Origin of the sequence: Cellulomonas sp. P24 (genome assembly GCF_024704385.1) — a bacterium.
Taxonomy (GTDB): domain Bacteria; phylum Actinomycetota; class Actinomycetes; order Actinomycetales; family Cellulomonadaceae; genus JAJDFX01.
In genome coordinates, this window is sequence record NZ_JAJDFX010000002.1 from 1480682 (window position 1) to 1501319 (window position 20638).

The 20638-nt window shown below is 71.5% G+C and carries 16 protein-coding genes; 10 read left to right on the plus strand and 6 right to left on the minus strand.

Annotated features, from left to right (window positions below; all coding sequences use genetic code 11):
* Positions 1 to 100 precede the first annotated feature (100 nt).
* Both LJB74_RS06890 and LJB74_RS06895 read left to right on the plus strand, forming a co-directional pair.
* Positions 101 to 1711, plus strand: a complete 1611-nt coding sequence (locus tag LJB74_RS06890; protein WP_259307837.1) for a PspC domain-containing protein — start codon at positions 101 to 103, stop codon at positions 1709 to 1711.
* On the plus strand, positions 1711 to 2016 hold the full coding sequence (locus tag LJB74_RS06895) for a hypothetical protein (RefSeq protein ID WP_259307838.1): 306 nt from the start codon (positions 1711 to 1713) through the stop codon (positions 2014 to 2016). Before LJB74_RS06890 ends, LJB74_RS06895 begins: the two co-directional genes overlap by 1 nt.
* Positions 2017 to 2153: 137 nt before the next feature.
* Here the strand turns inward: LJB74_RS06895 and LJB74_RS06900 are convergent, their stop codons facing one another.
* Both LJB74_RS06900 and LJB74_RS06905 read right to left on the minus strand, forming a co-directional pair.
* Positions 2154 to 2735, minus strand: coding sequence for an aromatic ring-opening dioxygenase LigA (locus tag LJB74_RS06900; protein WP_259307839.1), 582 nt, complete (start codon positions 2733 to 2735; stop codon positions 2154 to 2156).
* Positions 2736 to 2914: 179 nt separating this feature from the next.
* Positions 2915 to 4033, minus strand: a complete 1119-nt coding sequence (locus LJB74_RS06905; protein WP_259307840.1) for a glycosyltransferase family 4 protein — start codon at positions 4031 to 4033, stop codon at positions 2915 to 2917.
* 82 nt (positions 4034 to 4115) lie between these two features.
* Here LJB74_RS06905 and LJB74_RS20620 point away from each other — a divergent pair, with 82 nt between their 5' ends.
* Positions 4116 to 5597: a GGDEF domain-containing protein gene (locus LJB74_RS20620; protein WP_310650827.1), complete on the plus strand. Its 1482-nt coding sequence runs from the start codon at positions 4116 to 4118 to the stop codon at positions 5595 to 5597.
* Positions 5598 to 5604: 7 nt separating this feature from the next.
* Here LJB74_RS20620 and guaA read toward each other — a convergent pair whose 3' ends face one another.
* Together guaA and LJB74_RS06920 are read right to left on the minus strand one after the other, a co-directional pair.
* Positions 5605 to 7179, minus strand: a complete 1575-nt coding sequence (gene guaA, locus LJB74_RS06915; RefSeq protein WP_259307841.1) for a glutamine-hydrolyzing GMP synthase — start codon at positions 7177 to 7179, stop codon at positions 5605 to 5607.
* Complete coding sequence (locus LJB74_RS06920; RefSeq protein WP_259307842.1) at positions 7176 to 7532, minus strand: DUF3817 domain-containing protein; 357 nt, start codon at positions 7530 to 7532, stop codon at positions 7176 to 7178. The genes guaA and LJB74_RS06920 overlap by 4 nt, the downstream gene beginning before the upstream one ends.
* Positions 7533 to 7752: 220 nt before the next feature.
* Here LJB74_RS06920 and LJB74_RS06925 point away from each other — a divergent pair, with 220 nt between their 5' ends.
* Genes LJB74_RS06925 through arfB form a run of 3 tightly spaced genes read left to right on the plus strand, consistent with a single transcriptional unit; the run spans position 7753 to position 11719 of the window.
* Complete coding sequence (locus LJB74_RS06925) at positions 7753 to 9573, plus strand: ABC transporter ATP-binding protein (RefSeq protein WP_259307843.1); 1821 nt, start codon at positions 7753 to 7755, stop codon at positions 9571 to 9573.
* A complete protein-coding gene (locus tag LJB74_RS06930) occupies positions 9554 to 11287 on the plus strand; it encodes an ABC transporter ATP-binding protein (protein WP_259307844.1) in 1734 nt (577 codons plus the stop codon). Before LJB74_RS06925 ends, LJB74_RS06930 begins: the two co-directional genes overlap by 20 nt.
* A gap of 3 nt (positions 11288 to 11290) precedes the next feature.
* Entirely contained in the window at positions 11291 to 11719 is a 429-nt protein-coding gene (gene arfB, locus LJB74_RS06935) for an alternative ribosome rescue aminoacyl-tRNA hydrolase ArfB (protein WP_259307845.1), read from the plus strand.
* Here the strand turns inward: arfB and LJB74_RS06940 are convergent.
* On the minus strand, positions 11685 to 12542 hold the full coding sequence (locus tag LJB74_RS06940) for an SURF1 family protein (RefSeq protein WP_259307846.1): 858 nt from the start codon (positions 12540 to 12542) through the stop codon (positions 11685 to 11687). The genes arfB and LJB74_RS06940 overlap by 35 nt on opposite strands.
* A 380-nt stretch (positions 12543 to 12922) precedes the next feature.
* Between LJB74_RS06940 and LJB74_RS06945 the strand changes: the two genes are divergently transcribed.
* The 3 genes from LJB74_RS06945 to LJB74_RS06955 all read left to right on the plus strand — a co-directional run bounded on the left by LJB74_RS06945 (position 12923) and on the right by LJB74_RS06955 (position 18781).
* Positions 12923 to 15352 carry a phosphoketolase gene (locus tag LJB74_RS06945; RefSeq protein ID WP_259307847.1) on the plus strand — a complete coding sequence of 810 codons (2430 nt, stop codon included), beginning with the start codon at positions 12923 to 12925 and terminating at the stop codon, positions 15350 to 15352.
* Between the two features lie 151 nt (positions 15353 to 15503).
* A complete protein-coding gene (pta, locus tag LJB74_RS06950; RefSeq protein ID WP_259307848.1) occupies positions 15504 to 17591 on the plus strand; it encodes a phosphate acetyltransferase in 2088 nt (695 codons plus the stop codon).
* Positions 17588 to 18781: an acetate/propionate family kinase gene (locus LJB74_RS06955; RefSeq protein ID WP_259307849.1), complete on the plus strand. Its 1194-nt coding sequence runs from the start codon at positions 17588 to 17590 to the stop codon at positions 18779 to 18781. The genes pta and LJB74_RS06955 overlap by 4 nt, the downstream gene beginning before the upstream one ends.
* 238 nt (positions 18782 to 19019) lie before the next feature.
* On the opposite strand, the gene LJB74_RS06960 is transcribed toward LJB74_RS06955, so the two are convergent.
* Positions 19020 to 19328, minus strand: a complete 309-nt coding sequence (locus tag LJB74_RS06960; protein ID WP_259307850.1) for a CocE/NonD family hydrolase C-terminal non-catalytic domain-containing protein — start codon at positions 19326 to 19328, stop codon at positions 19020 to 19022.
* 115 nt (positions 19329 to 19443) lie between these two features.
* On the opposite strand from LJB74_RS06960, the gene LJB74_RS06965 reads away from it, so the two are divergent.
* Positions 19444 to 20636, plus strand: a protein-coding gene (locus LJB74_RS06965) for an IS3 family transposase (RefSeq protein WP_259306689.1) whose coding sequence is annotated in 2 segments (ribosomal slippage) — positions 19444 to 19722 and positions 19725 to 20636 — 1191 coding nt in all. Because the reading frame shifts where the segments join, the coding sequence is not laid out codon by codon here.
* Positions 20637 to 20638 lie beyond the last annotated feature (2 nt).

Genomic DNA, 20638 nt, shown 5'->3' on the forward strand with positions numbered 1-20638 from the left:
CGCCCCGAGCCGTTGTTCAGGGAGCGCGCCCCGGAGAACCAGGGTCACGTCAGGGTGGTTCCCGATGGTGGGTCGTCACGGGCGGCGACAGGATCGAGACATGGAATCGACCACCCCCCCGACGGGCCCGGGCTCCCCCGCTCCGTCGACGCCGCCCCCGACCGCCGGGGCCTACGGCCCCTACGGCCCCTACCGCAGCTCGCCCCCTCCCCCCTCGCGGCCGGGGTCCGACGGGTTCTTCGACGCGATGCGGCGGATCGGCGTCGTCCGCACCGAGGCCCGCTGGATGGGTGGTGTCGCCGGTGGCATCGCGCGGCGCTTCGGGATCGACCCGTTGCTCGTCCGCGGGATCTTCGCCGCGAGCCTCCTGCTCGGCGGGGTCGGGTTCGTCGTCTACGGGCTGGGCTGGGCCCTGCTGCCGGAGGAGAGCGACGGTCGGATCCACCTGCAGGAGACGATCCGTGGCCGGTTCGACATCGGGCTCCTCGGGGCCGTCGCGATGCTGCTCCTCGGGCTCAACAGCGGGAGCGGGATGATCCGCTGGTTCGGCTGGGGCACCGCGTTCCAGTGGTTCAACGCCGTTCTGTGGATCGCCGCGATCGCGGTGATCATCGCCCTCGTGATCGCTGCCAGCGGGCAGCGGCACCGACCGGAGGCCACCATGAGCACGCCCAGCAGCATCCCGCCGGACGCCGGCGGCACGCCGACCGGCGAGGTCGGTCCGGAACCCGGACCCGCACCGGCACCGGCACCGGCACCGTCCAGCGGCGCCCCGTGGTCGACGACCAACGCGTTCGGCCCGTTCGCGGCCGAGGCTGCTCCCACGGCGGCGACCACCGTGCCCATCCCCGCCCCGCCCGTTCCCACCCCGGGTCCGGCGCCCGAGCCGCCCGCCGGTCCGTACTCGACCGGTCGGTTCAGCGGACGCACCTACCCCAGTGGCGGCTACGGCGCGTACGCGCCGCCGGCCCCGCCCCGTCCGCCGCGGCCTCGGCGTCCGGTCGCCCGGGGCGCGGGCCCGGCGGCCACCGGCACGGTTCTCGCCCTCGGGCTGCTGAGCCTCGCGTGGTTGATGCTGTCGGAGCGTGCCGGGGTGTTCGACGGCCCCGTCCTGCTCACGGCCACCGGCATCACGATCGTCCTGGCCGGCGTCGGGATCGTGGTCGCCGGTCTGCTCGGGCGGCGCGGCGGTGGTCTCGGGGCCATCGCGGTGCTCGGCATCCTGCTCTCGATCCCGCTCGGCCTGAGCACGACCTCGCGGGTCCCGTGGTACTCGACGTGGGTGGCGTTCGGGCAGGAGTCGTACCAGCCGACGGACGTCTCGGCGGCCTCCGGTGGCTACTCGGTGTTCGCCGGTGATCTGAGGATCGACCTCACCAGCCTTCCGGTGAGCGCGGCCGACCCGGTGACGGTGCCCGTGTCGGTCGGCGCTGGGAACGTGACGATCGTCGTACCGCGCGACGTCCCGGTCACCGCGACGACGCACACCCTCGCCGGGCAGGTCGACTGGCTCGTCGACGGCTCACGGAGCTCGTCGACCAGCGCCGGCGTCGGCCACTGGCTGATCGACGGTTCCGGCAGCTCGAGCAGCGCTGGGGTCGGGCAGGCCCGTACCTGGGAGAGCGCCGAGGTGCGCGCGGGCGAGCCGGCCGAGATCGTCCTCGACATCCACGTCAACGCAGGCCAGATCACGATCGAGGAGGCGAGCTGATGTCCACCCACGACGACGTGCCCGACAGCGTGAGCGGGTCGACCGGCCTACCGGAGAGTGCCGCACCGGAGAGCACCGCACCTGACAGCGCCGCACCGGTGGAACCGGCACCGCAGCGCGCACGCCTGCGCGTCTCGACAGTGGTCTGGGGCCTGGTCGTCGCGGCGATCGGCATCCTGGTGCTCGCGACCGCGAGCGGCGTGAGCTTCGACCTCGGGCTCGTGATGATCGGCCTCATCGGCTTCGCGGGGATCGCGCTCCTGATCGGGTCGATCGCCTCCGGGATCCGCAACCGGCACCCGTAGGGGGCGCTGCCGACCGGACCGGGCACGACGAAGGGCCGGTCCCACCGGAGGGGTGGGACCGGCCCTTCGTCGTGCCCGGTCCGTGGGGGCGGACCGTCGAGGCGGTCCGTCGGGGACGGACCGGCGTCAGTGCTGCGTCAGACCGCTGCGGCCGGAACCGACGTCACGACGACGTCGCCGGCGAGCTTGCGCATCGCCCAGCCGATCAGGATGAACAGGACGCCAAGGCCCATGACCAGGGCGGCGACGCCGAAGGCCACGACCGAGGTGAACAGCGAGGCCCGCAGGAAGGAGCCGTTCATCGCGGTGGTGCGCTCGGCCGTCAGCTTGACGACGGTCTCGTCCTTGGCCTGGTCCGCGGTCGACACGCCCTCAGCCTTGAGCTTCGCCTTCTGCTCGTTGATCGCGGTGCCGAGCTGGGCGTAGGTCAGGCCACCACCGGCGGTCAGAGCGTGGTGCTTGATCGCGTTGGCCTGCGCGTACGCGGTGAACGGGTCCTGGACGGTCTTGCCGGCGAGCGAGCCGGGGTTGTCCGCGGTCACAGCCGCAACGGTGATGCCCTCTTCCTTCAGCTGCGAGGTGACCATGCCCCAGGTCACTGCGCCGGCGACGAGGAAGACGAAGCCCGCGATGATCGTGATGAGGGCGACGACGCGCACCGCGCCGCTGCTCTTGGTGACGGTCGTGCTCGTCGTGCGGTTGTCGACTGTCGTGCTCATGTTGATGCTCCCACCAGAGTCTGGTCGCCCCCGGCTTGTGCCGGAGGTGCTGGACCTTCGTGAGGCCCACAACCCACATCCTCTCCACAGGTTCGGGGCCCGACGTGAGACGAAAGTCCGTACTTAAGGATTAACCCCGGTCTGATCCGGCACCAATCCTGTGCGCCACCTGGGAAACGCTACCGGATTAAACCCGTCGCCCGTGAATATTCTGACTCCGCGGCAGCCAGGACGACGTCCCAGTCGAACGCCGGTCGCACGCTCCTGTTGTGGGACCGGATGCTCGCGAGGAGCCCGTCGTCCTGCACGAGCCGCATCACGGCCTCGGTCATGTCGTCGTCGTCGACCGCCAGCAGCCCGTCGACACCGTCCTCGACGAACTCCTCGATCCCCGTCCCCCGGCGGGCCACCACGGCGAGCCCCGACGCGCGCGCCTCGAGCGCGGCGATCCCGAAGGCCTCGAGCTCTGCCGGCGCGAGGAAGACGTCGGCGTCGGCGTAGGCCGTGCGGATCTCGTCCCGGGTCAGCCGCCCGGCCAGGGTCACGACACCGTCCAGGCCCGACCGCCGCACCTGCGCCTCGACGCGGTGCTGCTCCGGGCCGGAGCCGATCAGCGTCATCCGCAGGCTGCCGACCGGCAGTCGCGCAGCCGCCGCACCGACCAGCTCGACGAGCGGCACCGCCCGCTTGCGCGGCGCCAGACGCATCGTGCTGACCAGGTGCACCGGGCCCGACCGGACGTCCGCCCCCGCCGGCGTCCACAGCCGCAGGTCCATGCCGTTGGGGACGATGCTCACCGGCACCTCGAAGACCTCGCGGACCCGGCCGGCCGCCGCGCTGCTGACCGCGCTGAGCGCTGCCGCCGCATGGTCCCAGCCCGCCAGCCGGACAGCCGCCCGGAGCGAGCCGACGACACCGTCGAGCATGCAGTGCCACGTGATCGCGACCGGCAGGTTCAGCGCCATCGCGATCCGCGCGCCGTCGTACGCGAACGGGGACAGCACCCCCGCGTGCACGTGCACCGCATCGGGCTTCACCTCCCGGAACGCCGCGCGCAGCAGACGCGGCCCGGACGGTGTGACCGGCAGCGCGAACGGCATCCTGGCGCCGAGCCGGTGGACGTGCACCCCGTCGACGACGTCGACGACCCCACCCCGCTCCCCGGCTGCACCGAGGGTGGCCGTCAGCACGTGGACCTCGTGACCGGCGGCGACCTGATGCGCGGCGAGATCACTCACCTGCGACTCGATCCCCCCGGTCCTCGGCAGGTAGCAGTCCGAGACGTGAACGATGCGCACCCGGCCACCCTAAGCGCTGCCCTCCGGAACTCACCCCACCTCGGGACGACAGGAACGCCGCCCAGATGCCGATACTCGGAGCATGGAGCGGACGCAGGCGCGACGCGCACACCTGGTGTTCGTCGGCACCAGCGCTCCGCTGTGCATCGGGTTCGCCGGGTCCGGTGGTGCGCTGCGCGGCCTGTTCCTGGTCCTCGCGGTGGTGCTGCCGACGGGCATCGTCCTCACGCTCCTCGTGCGCCGCGTCGTCCGCCACCCGCTGCCCTGGTGGCTCGTCCTCGCCGGCCTCGGCCTGCTGACCGTCAACTCGGTCGCCTGGCTCGTCCAGCTCGAGCTGCAGGGCCGTCCCGTCGCCACCGGTGCGGTGGTGTCCGTCACCTTGCCGCTCGGCTACCTGTGCCTCCTGGTCGCGAGCTCGATCGTCGTGTCACCGTTCGCGCGGCTCGACGCCGGCGGGGTGCTCGACGCCGCGATCTTCGGGCTCGGCGGTGCGAGCGTCCTGTGGACGCTGATCGTCCGGCCGCCACCGCTGGACGACGTGGTCGCGCGCGTGACGGGACTGAGCGACCTCGTCGTGGTCGTGATCATCACGATGATCGTCGGGACCATCGTGCGGGCCTTCACGACCACGCGCAGCGCCGCCCTCGGCTACATCGGTCTGTGCACGGGACTCACCCTGATCGGCACGATCGCACGCCTCGCGACCCGGACACCGAACGGCACGTCCGCATGGTGGGTCGAGCTCGTGTGGATCGTCGCCTACACGTCGCTCGGCGCCGCTGCGCTCCACCCGACACGGGACGCCCTCCCTCGCGCACCTCGACGCGCACCACATGGCACGGACTCGCTCACGCCCGCACGGCTCGTCTTCCTGGGTGTCGCCCTCTCGCTCAACCCGGCGATCACGGTGCTGATGGCGCTCGGGGACCGCATGGTCGACCTGGCGCTGCTGAGCGTCACCTCGCTCACGCTCGTCCCGCTCGTCCTCACGCGCATCGCCCTGCTCGCTCGGCGCCAGGCGTCTGCCGAGGCGTCGCTCGAGCACCTCGCGACGCACGACGAGCTCACCGGGCTGCTGAACCGTCGCGCGGCGATCGCCCGGCTGGACACGGCGCTCAGGCGCGTCGATGCGCGCGAGGTGTCCGCCGCCCTCGTCGTCTACCTCGACGTCGACGGGCTCAAGCGGATCAACGACAGGTACGGGCACGCGGCCGGCGACGCCCTCCTGGTCGCCGTCGCCGAGCGGCTGCGCTCCGCGGTGCGCGCAGAGGACACCGTGGCGCGGATCGGCGGCGACGAGTTCGTCGTCGTGAGCGTCGGCCCCTCGGGCGCGATCACCCCGATCCCGGACCGCATCGACCTCGCGCTCACCGACCCGGTCGCCTGGGAGCACCTCACGCTCGCGACCGAGGCCAGCTCCGGTGCCGTGATCGCGCACGCCGGCGAGTACGCCGGCGCCGACGAGGTGCTCGCCGTCGCGGACGCCCGCATGTACGCGGCCAAGCAGCGCCGACGGTCCGGTCTGGACCGCGACGCCGACGAGTCGGCTCAGCGCGGACGCTGAGGCGCCGTCACTCCCACTCGATCGTGCCCGGCGGCTTGCTCGTCACGTCGAGGACGACGCGGTTGACCTCGGGCACCTCGTTCGTGATGCGGTTCGAGATCACCGCGAGCACGTCGTAGGGCAGCCGCGTCCAGTCCGCCGTCATGGCGTCCTCCGAGGACACCGGACGGAGCACGACGGGGTGACCGTACGTGCGCCCGTCACCCTGCACACCGACCGACCGCACGTCGGCGAGGAGCACGACGGGGCACTGCCAGATCTCCCGGTCCAGGCCGGCCTTGGTGAGCTCCTCGCGGGCGATCGCATCGGCCGCGCGCAGCGTGTCGAGCCGATCCGCGGTGACCTCGCCGACGATCCGGATGCCGAGGCCGGGTCCGGGGAACGGCTGGCGCCACACGATCGCCTCGGGCACGCCGAGCTCGAGCCCGACGGCGCGGACCTCGTCCTTGAACAGGGCACGCAAGGGCTCGACGAGCTCGAACTGGAGGTCGTCCGGCAGCCCGCCGACGTTGTGGTGGCTCTTGATGTTCGCGGCACCCTCGCCGCCGCCGGACTCGACCACGTCGGGGTACAGGGTGCCCTGCACGAGGAACCGCACCTCGGTGCCGTGCTCCCCCGCCTCGGCGACCACCTCACGCGCGGCGTCCTCGAAGACCCGGATGAACTCCCGACCGATGATCTTCCGCTTGGTCTCCGGGTCGCTCACGCCCGCGAGCGCACTGAGGAACCGCTCACGCGCGTCGACGACCATGAGCCGCACGCCGGTCGCCGCCACGAAGTCCGTCTCGACCTGCTCGGCCTCACCGGTCCGCAGCAGCCCGTGGTCGACGAACACGCACGTCAGCTGGTCCCCGACGGCCTTCTGCACGAGGGCCGCCGCGACGGACGAGTCGACGCCGCCGGAGAGCCCGCAGATCACCCGGGCGTCGCCCACCTGGGCGCGGATCCGCTCGACCTGCTCCGCGATCACGTTGCCCGGGTTCCAGTCCGGCGTGAGACCGGCACCCTGGTACAGGAAGTTCTCGAGGGCCTGCTGACCGAGCGGCGAGTGCTTGACCTCGGGGTGCCACTGCATGCCGAACAGCCGCCGGTCGCGGTCCTCGAAGGCGGCGACGGGCGAGCCGGTCGACGTCGCCAGGACCTCGAAGCCCTCGGGTGCGGTGTGCACGGAGTCGCCGTGGCTCATCCAGACGACCTGCTCCTGCGGGCTGCCGGCCAGCACCGTGCCGGGGCCGTCGACCTGGACCGTCGTGCGGCCGTACTCCCGGGCCCCGGTCTCCGCGACCGTGCCGCCGAGCGCGGCCGCCATGGCCTGGAAGCCGTAGCAGATCCCGAGGACGGGGACGCCGGCGTCGAACAGCGCCGGGTCGACCGACGGCGCACCGGGCGCGTAGACGGACGACGGGCCACCGCTGAGGATGATCGCGACCGGGTCCTTGGCCAGGATCTGCTCGACGGAGGCGGTGTGCGGGACGATCTCGGAGTAGACGTTCGCCTCACGGACGCGTCGGGCGATCAGCTGCGCGTACTGCGCACCGAAGTCGACGACGAGTACCGGCCGGTGCGTCGGGGTCGCGGTCACGCGGCAAGGGTATCGGGCTCGAGGACCGCCTCGGCGTCCGCGTGGACGCGACGCTCGAGCACGAACGACATCACCGGGACGACGCCGGCGAGCACCATCGCGACCAGGCGGCCGTAGGTCCACCGCATCTTCGACCAGAGGTCGAGCACCGCAGCGAGGTACACCACGTAGATCCAGCCGTGGGCGAACGGGACGTACTGGAACGGGCCCAACCGGTCCTTGCTGATCCCGACGACGTAGTGGAGCACGACCTCGAGGCACAGCAGCAGCAGCATCGATCCGGTGATCCATGCCATCACGCGGTAGCGGCCGAGAGCGGCGCGAGCCTTGTCCTGGGGGTTCGTCTGAGCCACTGTCCTGGTTCCTGTCCTCGGGGCGCGGAGCCGGTCGCGTGCGCGGCGCCCGGCAGCACGATTGTCCACCACCTGCCTGAGCGGGTGCGCCCGGCTGGTGCCGGGTCGGCGGCGGGTGGGCGGCGGGCCCGTGACCTGGGAGCCCGTGACGTGGGAGCCCGGGGCCGCACGACCGAAAATGAGTCGGCCATGTCCGCGGTCCGGTCTAGCGTTCACAGATGTGCGCCCCCTCCCTCCGGCCGACCCCGGCACCCCGCCGCTGACCTCGCCACAGGCCTACCTGTGGTGGCAGGCACGTCGTCAGGGCGCGCTGCTGCTCGGGGCCGTCGGGGTCGAGGTCGTCGGTCAGCTCGCCGGCGCCGCGATCCCCGCAGCCCTCGGCCGGGTGATCGACGACGGGGTCGCGCGCGGGCTGTCGGCGTCGCTCCTCGTCGGGTGCCTGCTGCTCGCCGGGGCCGGGCTGGTGCAGGTCCTGGGCAACGTCGTCGGGCATCGGCTCGCGGTCGAGAACTGGCTGCGCAGCGCGTTCTCGTCGTCTCAGCTCATCGGTCACCACGTCACGCGGACCGGGGACGCGGTCACCGACGTGCTCCCGACGGGCGAGGTGGTCGCGACCGTGGCGACCGACGCGCTGCGTACCGGCGAGCTGTTCGCGATCGCCGGCCGGTTCGTCGGCGGGATCGCGGCGTACGCCGGCATCGCCGTCGTCCTCATGCGGACCTCGGCCGTGCTCGGGGTGCTGATCCTCGTCGGCCTGCCGCTCGTCGTCGCCGTCCTCGCGCTCCTGGTCACCCCGTTGCAGCGCCGTCAGTCCGCCCAGCGTGAGGCCGCCGGGCGCCTGACCACCCTGGGCTCCGACACCGTCTCCGGTCTGCGGATCCTCCGGGGCGTCGGCGGCGAGGAGGTCTTCAGCGCCCGCTACCGCGAGCAGTCCCAGCGGGTGCGTCGCGCCGGGGTCGCCGTGGCGCAGACCCAGTCGTTGCTCGACGCCCTGCAGACGCTCCTGCCCGGGCTGTTCCTCGCCGCCGTCGTCTGGGTCGGTGCGCGCCTGGCGATCGCGGGGCAGATCTCCCCCGGGCAGCTCGTCGCCTTCTACGGCTTCGCCGCGTTCCTCACCCAGCCGCTGTGGACCGCGACCGAGACGATGCGGGTCGCCACCCGCGCGGTGGTCGGCGTGCGCAAGATCCTCGCCGTGCTGAGCGTGCCGGTGGCCGGGGCCGACGTCACGCAGCCACGACCGGCACCGGCGCCCGGCGCCGAGATCGTCGACGTCGCGACCGGCCTCGTCGTGCGACCCGGCGAGGTCCTCGCCCTGGTGAGCGCCGACCCCGACGAGAGCGCGCGCGTCGCCGCACGCCTGGGCAGGTTCGACGACGCGCACGCGGCCGACCCCACCGGGACCGGGCACCCGTCCGTCCGGTGGGGCGCGGCGTGGCTGCACGACGTCGCCCTCGCCGAGGTCCGCGAGCGCATCGTCGTCTCGGAGTCGACGCCGCACCTGTTCACCGGCGTGCTCGCGGACGAGCTCGACGTCCGTGGCACCGCCACGGCGACGCAGCTCGAGCACGCGCTGCACGTCGCCGACGCCGCCGACGTGCTCGACTCCGTCCCGGGGGGACTGGTCGGGGAGATCGCCGAGAAGGGGAGGTCGCTCTCCGGCGGCCAACGCCAGCGGGTGGCCCTCGCGCGGGCGCTGCTCACCGACGCCGAGGTCCTCGTGCTCGTCGAGCCGACCAGTGCGGTCGACGCGCACACCGAGGCCCGGATCGCACGACGGCTCGCCGCGACCAGGCGCGGACGCACCACCGTGATCGTCACCGCGAGCCCGCTCGTCCTCGACGCCGTGGACGACGTCGCCCTCCTCGCCGGAGGCACCGTCGTCGCGCGCGGCCGCCACCGGGACCTGCTCGACCCGCACCACCCGGCTGCGGCCGCGTACCGGGCCGTCGTCTCCCGGGCGTCGGAGGACACCGACCCAGCGCACGACACCACAGCGCACGACGAAGGGATGGAGGACCGCCATGAAGCTGCCCGTCGCTGACGCGGCGACCGTCCGCCGCCAGACGGCCGTCCTGCTCCGTCGGCACCGGCGCTCCCTCGCCGGTGTGGTGACCCTGCACGCGCTCGCCGCGGCGACCGGCCTCGCCGGGCCCTGGCTGCTCGGGCGGCTCGTCGACGACGTGACCACCGGCACCACGGCGGCCGCGGTGGACCGCCTGGTCGCCGTGCTGGCGGTCGCCGTGCTCACGCAGTCCGTGCTGATCCGGTTCGCCCAGCGCTCGGCGATGGTGCTCGGGGAGTCCGTCTTCGCCGAGCTCCGCGAGGAGTTCCTCACCACGGTCGCCCGGCTGCCGTTGTCGACCGTCGAGCGCGCCGGCACCGGTGACCTGGTGGCCCGCACCACCAACGACATCGACCGCGTCCAGTACACGGTCCGCTTCGGCATCCCCCGTGTCCTCGTCACCGTCGCGACGATCGTGCTGACCGCCGTCGCGGCTGCCCTCACCGACCCGCTCGTGGCGCTCGGCCTCCTCGCGGGCGCACCGTCGCTCCTCGCGGTGACCCGCTGGTACCTGCGCCGCGCCGCGCCCGCGTACCTGCGCGAGTCGGCGGCGTACGCCACGCTCAACGGCACCATCACGGAGTCCGTGGAAGGCGCCCGGACCGTCGACGCGCTCGGCATGGGAGGACGCCGCCGGGCGCGCGTCGACGCCGACCTGCGCGAGGCGTTCGCCGCCGAGTCGGCGACGCTCCGCCTCCGCACGGTCCTGTTCCCCGGCGTGGACGCGTCGTTCCTGCTCCCGGTGCTCGCCGTGCTCGTCTGGGGTACGTACCTGATCTCCACAGGCCACGCGACGATCGGTGCCGTGACGACGGTCGCGCTCTACGCGACGCAGGTCATCCAGCCGATCGGGGAGCTGATCTTCTGGCTCGACGAGATCCAGGTCGGGACCACGTCGCTCGCGCGCATCCTCGGGGTCCAGCAGGTGGCCCCGGACCGGACCGTCGGGAGCCGCACCCCCGTGGACGAGACGATCGTCGGGCGCGACGTGCGCTACGCGTACCGCGAGGGTCACGACGTGCTGCACGGGATCGACCTGGACCTGCGCCCCGGCGAGCGACTCGCGATCGTCGGGCCCTCGGGCGCCGGGAAGTCGACGCTCGGCCGGATGCTCGCCGGCATCCACCCGCCGACCGGCGGCACCGTGACCGCCGGCGACGTGCCGTTGGTCGAGCTCCCGCTCGACGACCTCCGTGGGCACGTCGCCCTCGTCACCCAGGAGCACCATGTGTTCGTGGGCACCCTGGCCGAGAACCTGCGCCTCGCGCAGGTCGACGCGGACGACGACGCGCTGCTGCGCGCGCTCGACGCCGTCGACGCCCGCGCCTGGGTCGAGGCCTTGCCCGACGGTCTGGACACCGTCGTCGGCTCGGGTGGTCGGCCCCTGACGCCGGCGCAGGCGCAGCAGGTCGCACTCGCGCGCCTCGTCCTGCTCGACCCGCACACCCTCGTGCTCGACGAGGCGACCTCCCTGCTCGACCCGCGCGCCGCGCGCCACCTCGAGAGGTCGCTCTCGGCGGTCCTCGCCGGCCGGACCGTCGTGGCGATCGCGCACCGCCTGCACACCGCTCACGACGCGGACCGGGTGGCCGTCGTCGACGCTGGTCGGATCACGGAGATCGGGTCGCACGACGAGCTCGTCGACGCCGACGGCGACTACGCCGCGCTGTGGCACTCGTGGCAGCAGGACTGAGCCGTGCACCGGCCGCTCGTCCTCGCCCCCGGTCTCGTCGTCCCTGACGCAGCACTGACGTGGCGGTTCTCCCGGTCGAGCGGACCCGGCGGCCAGTCGGTGAACACGGCCGACTCGCGCGTCGAGCTGTCCGTGGACCTCGAGGCGATCCCCTGGCGGGACGACGCCCAGCGGGACCGGGTTCTCGAGCGGCTGCGGTCACGACGCGTCGGCACCGTGGTGACCGTCACGGCCTCCGAGCACCGCGCCCAGCTGCGCAACCGGGAGGCCGCCCTGGCGCGTCTCCTGGTCCTGCTGACCGATGCCGTCGCGCCGCCCGACCCGCCGCGCCGCGCGACCCGACCGAGCCGCGCCTCGCGCGAACGCCGGGTGCGTGCGCAACGTCGACGGCAGGAGATCAAGGCGCTCCGGCGTCGACCCGATCACTCGTAGGGCGTGCGGCGGACCGCGAACCACGGACCCCGTCGGCCTCGTCCCGCACCATCCGGGTCCAGAAGAAGATCGCGAAGCCGCCGAAGATCCACCACTGCGCCGCGTACGCAAGGTTCTGCAGGTTCAGTCCGGCGCCCTGGACCTTCGGCGGCTGCAGGAGCCGCACGTCCGCGCTCTGGGCCGGCTGGACCTGTGAGAGGACCAGGTAGCCGGAGTAGATGGGTCCGCCCCACCGGTTCACGAGCTGCGCCGAGCTGATCGCGTCGGTCTGCGCGGTGGCGTCGTCGATCGTCCCGGCCGCCTCGGAGGCCTGCAGGAACCCGGTGATCTCCACTGCCCCGGCCGGAGCATCGAGCACCGCAGCCCCGACGTCCGCGGACGGCACCCAACCGCGCACGACGGGCAGCACCGCACCGGCGGACGTGCCGGTCGCCTCGACCCGCAACGGCGTGAGCACGAGGTAGCCGGTCTTCCCGTCGAGCGCACGGTCGCGCACGAGCAGCTGGCCGCCGGCGTCGAAGGTCCCGGTCACCGCGACACGACGGCCGACGAGCTCGGCCGTGAAGCGGGTCTGCGGGGCGAGGACGGTGTCGAGCGCGACCGGCGCGGTGGTCTCCCGTGCGGCCTGCACCGCGCGCTCGTTCTGGGCACCGCGCTCACGAGCCCGGTCGAGCTGCCACACACCGAGACGACCGCACACGCCGGCCGCCGCGAGGAGGATCAGGAGCAGCGCGATCATCCGGGGCCGCACCGCCGCGCGCGCGAAGCTGGTCGGCGCAGGCCTCGACGGCTCCGGACCAGGGATCGGGGGCGCAGGGGGCACGTCAGAACGCTACCTGCCCGGCCGGAGCCGGAGCGCCCCGACCGGGCAGGGCGGCAGGTGGCGCACGGCCCGCCGACGGGGACGCGCGGCGACGGTGCACGTCGCGCCGCCAGCTACCCGGCGCACGGCACGTCGATGAGGTTGTATGGGACCAACGTCACACTCCCGGCGCCCCGGTGGCGATCACCGCCTGGGTCAGAGGTCCCCGCGACCTCGCCGACGGTCACGGCACAGTAGTCATGGGACGTTTCAGGACCTCGGGGGCGCGGCAGCAGCACCCTGCGGCGCGCCCGCGTCGCAGGACGGGTAGCACAGGAGACACGTGATGAGCACTGAGGCCGAGCAGAAGTCCACCTGGGTCCATCGACCCCCCGCCCCCCGTGACCGACGAGTCGCTCGCCCTGATCGACGCGTGGTGGCGTGCGGCGAACTACCTCTCGGTCGGGCAGATCTACCTGCTGGACAACCCCTTGCTGCGCGAGCCGCTGACCCGCGACCACGTCAAGCCGCGGCTCCTCGGCCACTGGGGCACCACCCCGGGCCTCAACTTCCTCTACGCGCACCTCAACCGCGCGATCGTCGAGCGGTCGCAGTCGACGATCTACATCACCGGCCCGGGCCACGGCGGTCCGGGACTGGTCGCCAACGCCTACCTCGACGGCACCTACTCCGAGGTCTACACCGACATCACCCCCGACGCCGAGGGCATGCGGCGCCTGTTTCGGCAGTTCTCGTTCCCGGGCGGCATCCCGAGCCACGTGGCCCCGGAGACCCCCGGGTCGATCCACGAGGGCGGCGAGCTCGGCTACGCGCTCTCGCACGCGTACGGCGCCGCGTTCGACAACCCCGATCTGCTGGTCGCCGCCGTGATCGGGGACGGCGAGGCCGAGACCGGCCCGCTCGCCACGAGCTGGCACTCCAACAAGTTCGTGAACCCGCTCCACGACGGGGTCGTCCTGCCGATCCTGCACCTCAACGGCTACAAGATCGCGAACCCGACCGTGCTCGCGCGCATCCCGGAGAGCGAGCTCCTCGACCTCATGCGCGGCTACGGCCACAAGCCGCACCTGTTCCACGGGGGCTTCGACGGCGAGGACCATGCGGCGGTCCACCGCCGGTTCGCCGAGCTGCTCGACGTCGTCCTCGACGAGATCGCCGACATCAAGGCGCGCGCGGCCGCCGGGGACACCGAGCGCCCGCAGTGGCCCATGATCATCTTCCGCACCCCCAAGGGCTGGACCTGCCCGCCGGTGATCGACGGCAAGCACGTCGAGGACTCGTGGCGCGCGCACCAGGTCCCGCTCGCAAGCGCACGGGACACCGACGCCCACCTCCAGGTGCTCAAGGGGTGGCTCGAGTCGTACCACGCGGAGGAGCTGTTCACCGAGACCGGTGCCCTGCGGCCGGACATCGCGGCGCTCGCCCCGCGGGAGCACCTGCGCATGAGCGACAACCCGCACACCAACGGCGGTCTGCTGATGCGCGACCTGCGCCTGCCGGACTTCCGGGACTTCGCCGTCGACGTCCCGGTGCCGGGTGGCTCGATCAGCGAGGCGACCAAGGTGCTCGGTCAGTGGCTCGCGGAGGTCATCCGCCTCAACCCGGAGAACTTCCGGATCTTCGGCCCGGACGAGACCGCGTCGAACCGCCTCCAGCTCGTCTTCGACGTGACCGACAAGCAGTGGAACGGCGAGTACCTGCCCACGGACCTCGACGACCACCTGGCACGCGCCGGCCGCGTCATGGAGATGCTGTCCGAGCACCAGTGCCAGGGCTGGCTCGAGGGCTACCTGCTCACCGGCCGCCACGGCATGTTCAACTGCTACGAGGCGTTCATCCACATCATCGACTCGATGTTCAACCAGCACGCGAAGTGGCTCAAGGTCACCGACGAGATCCCGTGGCGTCGGCCGATCGCGTCGCTCAACTACCTGCTCTCGAGCCACGTCTGGCGCCAGGACCACAACGGCTTCAGCCACCAGGACCCCGGGTTCATCGACCACGTGGTCAACAAGAAGGCCGAGGTCGTCCGCGTCTACCTGCCGCCGGACGCGAACACGCTGCTCTCGACGTACGACCACTGCCTGCGGAGCCGGCAGTACGTCAACGTCGTGGTCTCCGGGAAGCAGCCGGCGCCGAACTTCCTCACCATGGAGCAGGCCATCGCGCACTCCGCCCGCGGTCTGGGGATCTGGGAGTGGGCCGGCACCGAGGTCGCGGGCGAGGACCCCGACGTCGTGCTCGGCTGCGCAGGGGACGTCCCCACCCTGGAGACGCTCGCGGCTGCCGACCTGCTCCGTCAGCACCTGCCGGAGCTCAAGGTGCGCGTGGTCAACGTCATCGACCTGATGCGGCTGCAGGACGAGAAGGAGCACCCGCACGGCATGTCCGACCGGGACTTCGACACGCTCTTCACCGACGACAAGCCGGTCATCTTCGCCTACCACGGCTACCCGTGGCTCATCCACCGCCTCACCTACCGCCGGGCCGGTCACGCGAACATCCACGTGCGCGGCTACAAGGAGGAGGGCACGACGACGACGCCGTTCGACATGGTCATGCTCAACGACCTCGACCGGTTCCACCTGGTCATCGACGTGATCGACCGCGTGCCGTCCCTCGGCTCGAAGGCCGCGGTCCTGCGCCAGCGCATGGTCGACGAGAGGCTCCGGGCCCGCGAGTACACCCGCGCGCACGGCGAGGACCTCCCGGAGGTCCGGGACTGGGTCTGGCCCGAGGCCGTCGCGGCCGTGACGGCCTCGGGTGCGTCGGCGACCGCGACCGCCGTGACCGGCGGCGACAATGAGTGATCGACAGCCAGGCGCGTGACGGGCCAGTGACCGACACGTGACACTGCACAGCTGACGTCGGACGGTGCACCGCGACCCGGTGCACCGTCCGACGCGGGACGAGGGTCCGCGCACCAGCCGGACCGACGCGCACGAGAAGGAAGTCCACCCGGTGGCCACGAGCATCTACATCACCTCCCCCGAGGGCGACACAGGGAAGTCCACCGTCGCCCTCGGCGTCGTCGACCTGCTGACCCGCACCGTCCAGCGGGTCGGGGTGTTCCGGCCGATCGCCCGATCGACCGACTCCCCCGACTACGTGCTCGAGCTGCTGCTCGAGCACGACGGCGTGGACCTGCCCTACGAGCAGTGCGTCGGCGTGACGTACGAGAAGGTCCATGCGGACCCCGAGGCCGCGCTGTCCGAGATCCTCACCCGGTACCACCAGGTCGAGCAGCAGTGCGACGTCGTCGTGATCGTCGGGACGGACTACACCGACGTCGCCGGCCCGACCGAGCTCGCGTTCAACGCCCGGATCGCCACGAACCTCGGCGCACCCGTTCTCCTCGTCGTCTCCGGCTACAACCGGACGCCGGACGACGTCCGTCAGGTCGCCGAGGTCTCGATCGGTGAGCTCGAGGTCAACCACGCACAGGTCATCGGCGTCGTCGCCAACCGGTGCACGTCGCCGGACCTCGAGGCGATCCGCGCGACGATCGCCGCGTGCCAGCTCCCTGCGTGGGCCATCCCGGACGACCCGCTGCTCATGGCCCCGACCGTGCGGCAGCTGATGGACTCCGTGAACGGCCGGCTCGTGGTCGGCGACGAGGCGCTGCTCTCACGCGAGGTCGTCGACGTCCTCGTCGGCGCGATGTCGTTCGAGCACCTGCTCGACCGGCTGCACGACGGTGCGGTCGTCATCACCCCCGGTGACCGCTCGGACATCGTGCTGGGCCTGCTCACCGCGCAGACCGCCGAGGGCTTCCCGTCCCTCGCCGGCATCATCCTCAACGGCGGCTTCTACCCGACCCCCGGCGTCGCCCGGCTGATCGAGAGCCTCAACCCGCGGCTCCCGATCATCCGCACCGACATGGGGACGTTCGCCACGGCGTCGGCGGCGTCACGCGCCCGCGGCCGGCTGTCGCGCGAGTCGCAGCGCAAGATCGACCGCGCCCTCGCCCTGTTCGAGCAGCACGTCGAGGCCCCGCGGCTGCTGACCGCGATCGACGTCCCCCGCCCGAGCGTCGTGACACCGCTGATGTTCGAGTACACCCTGCTCGACCAGGCCCGCCGTCACCGCAAGCACATCGTCCTGCCCGAGGGCGACGACGACCGGATCCTGCGCGCGGCGAGCACGCTGCTCCAGCGCGGCGTCGCCGCGATCACGCTGCTCGGCAACGAGACCGCGATCCGGGCCCGGGCCGCCGAGCTCGGCCTGCAGCTCGACGAGGCGCAGGTCATCGACCCGCTCGCCGGCGAGCTCCACGAGCGGTTCGCACGGGAGTACACCGAGCTGCGCAAGCACAAGGGCATGACCGTCGAGCGTGCGCGCGAGTACGTCTCCTCGGTGTCGTACTTCGGCACGATGATGGTGCAGGACGGCCTGGCCGACGGCATGGTCTCGGGTGCGCTGCACACCACCGCGCACACGATCCGCCCGGCCTTCGAGATCATCAAGACGACGCCCGGTGTCTCGATCGTCTCGAGCGTGTTCCTCATGTGCCTCGAGGACCGCGTCCTGGTGTACGGCGACTGCGCCGTCAACCCGGACCCGACCGCGGAGCAGCTCGCCGACATCGCGATCTCCTCCGCCGCGACCGCGGTGCAGTTCGGTATCGAGCCGCGCATCGCGATGCTGTCCTACTCGACCGGCGAGTCGGGGACCGGGGCGGACGTCGACAAGGTCCGCGCCGCGACCGCCCTGGTGCGTGAGCGTCGCCCCGACCTGAACGTCGAGGGCCCGATCCAGTACGACGCCGCCGTGGACGCCTCGGTCGCGAAGACCAAGATGCCCGACTCCGCCGTCGCCGGCCGGGCGACCGTGTTCATCTTCCCGGACCTCAACACGGGCAACAACACCTACAAGGCCGTGCAGCGCAGCGCCGGCGCGATCGCTGTCGGACCCGTGCTCCAGGGCCTCCGCAAGCCCGTGAACGACCTCTCGCGGGGCGCCCTGGTCCAGGACATCGTGAATACTGTCGCCATCACGGCGATCCAGGCCCAAGCACTGGGCGAAGCCACCTCGGAAGGCCTGCAGTGAACTCTCTCGTCCTCGTCATCAACTCCGGCTCGTCGTCGATCAAGTACCAGCTCGTCGACGTCGGCACCGAGGAGGCCCTCGCGACGGGGATCGTCGAGCGCATCGGCCTGGAGATGGGCAAGATCAAGCACGAGGGACCCGACGGCACGACCGTGCTCGAGCAGCCCGTCCCGGACCACGACGCCGGCATGGCGGTCGTGCTGTCCCTGTTCGAGAAGCACGGACCGCACATCGACGAGTCGCTGCTCGCTGCCGTCGGCCACCGGATCGTGCAGGGCGGCAGCATCTTCGCCGGTCCGGCGGTCATCGATGACACGGTCCTGGCCCAGATCAGCGACCTGTCCTCGCTCGCCCCGCTGCACAACCCGGCGCACGTCTCGGGCATCAAGGCCGCCCGGCACGCGTTCCCCACGGTCCCGCACGTGGCGATCTTCGACACGTCGTTCCACCAGACCCTGCCGCCGGCGGCGTACACCTACGCGATCGACCGGGAGCTCGCCGCGAAGTACGCGATCCGGCGCTACGGCGCCCACGGCACGTCACACCTGTATGTGTCGCACAAGACCGCTGCCCTGCTCGGCAAGGACCCGAGCGAGGTCAACGTCATCGTCCTGCACCTCGGCAACGGCGCATCGGCGACCGCGGTCCGCGCGGGGAAGTCGGTCGAGACCTCGATGGGCCTCACCCCGCTCGAGGGCCTCGTGATGGGCACCCGCTCGGGCGACATCGACCCGGCGGTCCTGTTCCACCTGTCACGCCAGGCGGGAATGACCACCGACGAGCTCGACGACCTGCTCAACCGCCGGTCCGGGATGCTCGGCCTGTGCGGCTACACGGACATGCGCGACCTGCACGACGCGGTCGCGGCCGGGGACGAGGTCGCCCGCACCGCCCTCGAGGTGTACTTCCACCGCATCAAGGGCTACGTCGGCAACTACTACGCCCAGCTCGGTCACGTCGACGCGATCGCGTTCACCGCCGGGATCGGTGAGAACGACGACGTCGTGCGTGCGGGTGCCCTGGCCGGCCTGGAGCGGCTCGGGATCTCGGTCGACCCGGAGCGCAACGCGGGTCGGAAGAAGCAGCCCACCGTGATCTCCCCGGACGGTGCCGAGGTGACCGTGATGGTCGTCCCGACCAACGAGGAGCTCGAGATCGCCCGCCAGTCGCTGGAGACCGTCAGCGCCTGACGCACCACAACCGCAGCCCGCACTCGTCCGCTGACGGGTGCGGGCTCCGTCGTGCAGGGGGCCCGTCAGCGCAGCCTCCGGACGCACCACGACACCGCGATCAGTGACCCCGCGTCGTCCATGCTGACGGCTATGCAGCGCGGTGCACCCGGCAGGACTCGTCTCGACGGGTTCACCGAGACCCCAGTCTCGAGCAGGCGGTCTCTCATGACGTCGACAACGTTCTTGACCAGACCGTCTAGAGCGACCGTTCACCAGCCGAGACCTGATCGGCCTCACCTGCACGAACCGGCACCAAGGACTCGACCGGAAGAACAGGAAGTGCGATGGAGGCGCCTCTCGCGCCGCCCACCCTGACTCCGTTCGTCGCGATCCTGGCAGCGCTGCCACCAGCACTCTCGAGAACGTTGGGGTTGACGTCCACCCGCGGGAAGTTGGACGACGTCACGTCCACACGAATGCGATGGCCGGTCGAGAAGCGATTAGCGATCGGCGGCAGCTCCACTCGCACGTGGACAACGCGATGATCGTCGTCGCTCTCGACCACCGCGATGCTCTGCTGACCGCTCAGACGGACGACCGTGTCACAGAGATTGGGACTGCCCCGGGTCTGGTTGACACCTGATCTGTGAGGATCTGGTCCTCGCTGGAAGGATGTCCCCGTGGCAAAGCCCTATCCTCAGGAGTTCCGCAACGACGTCGTGGCCGTGGCCCGCAAGGGCCAGGCACCGCTGTCTCAGATCGCGAAGGACTTCGGCGTCTCCGAAGGCTCGCTGGCGAACTGGATGAAGCAGGCCGATGTCGAGGACGGCAAGCGTCCCGGTCTGAGCGAAGACGAGCGCAAGCAGTTGCGTGAGGCGAACAAGAGGATCCGCCTGCTCGAGCAGGAGAACGAGGTCCTACGGCGCGCTGCTGCCTACCTGTCGCAGGCCAACTTGCCGGGAAAATAGTCTTCCCTCTCGTCCGTGAGATGGCCGCGGCCGGCGCCCGCATCAGGGTGCCGGTCGCGGTGGCGTGCAGGGTCCTGGGTCTGACGACGCAGGGGTACTACAAGTGGCTCAAGAACCCCGTGTCCCAACGGGACTGGGACGACGCCCACCTCATCGACGTCCTTTACGAGATCCATCAGGACGATGCGACGCTGGGCTACAGGTTCCTCACCGACGAGCTGGCCGACGAGCACGGCATCGTCGTGGGCGAGAACCGCGTGCACCGGCTGTGTGGCATCGCCGGCATCTACGCCTCTCATGCGAAGAAGAAGACCAGCAAGCCAGGTGCCACCGGCCCCGCTCCGCATGACGACCTCCTCGCGGTGGTTGACGAGCACGGCGTGGTCCGTCACGAGTTCGTCGCCGAGGCTCCCAACAAGGTCTGGTTGTGGGATATCTCCGAGCACCCCACGCGCGAGGGCAAGCTCTACATCTGCGCGATCAAGGACCTGTACTCCAACAAGATCGTGGGCTACTCCATCGACTCGCGGATGAAGGCGTCGCTGGCGGTCTCAGCGATGCGGAACGCGATCGCCCTGCGCTCACCGGTGAGAACGATCTGTCACTCGGACAGGGGCGGTCAATTTCGCGCCAAGAAGACCCAGCGCCTGCTCGCGAACAACGGCCTGGTCGGTTCGATGGGCCGCTCATACGGAGCCGGCGACAACGCCAGCATGGAGAGCTTCTTCTCCCTGCTCCAGAAGAACGTCCTGGACACCCGCCGCTGGGACACCCGCCAGGAGCTCCGGCTGGCGATGGTGACCTGGATCGAGACCAAGTACAACCGTCGCCGCCGACAGCGCGCCCTGGGCAAGCTCACCCCCGTCGAGTTTGAGATGATCTACGCAGCCGCAGACGCGGCCTGAGA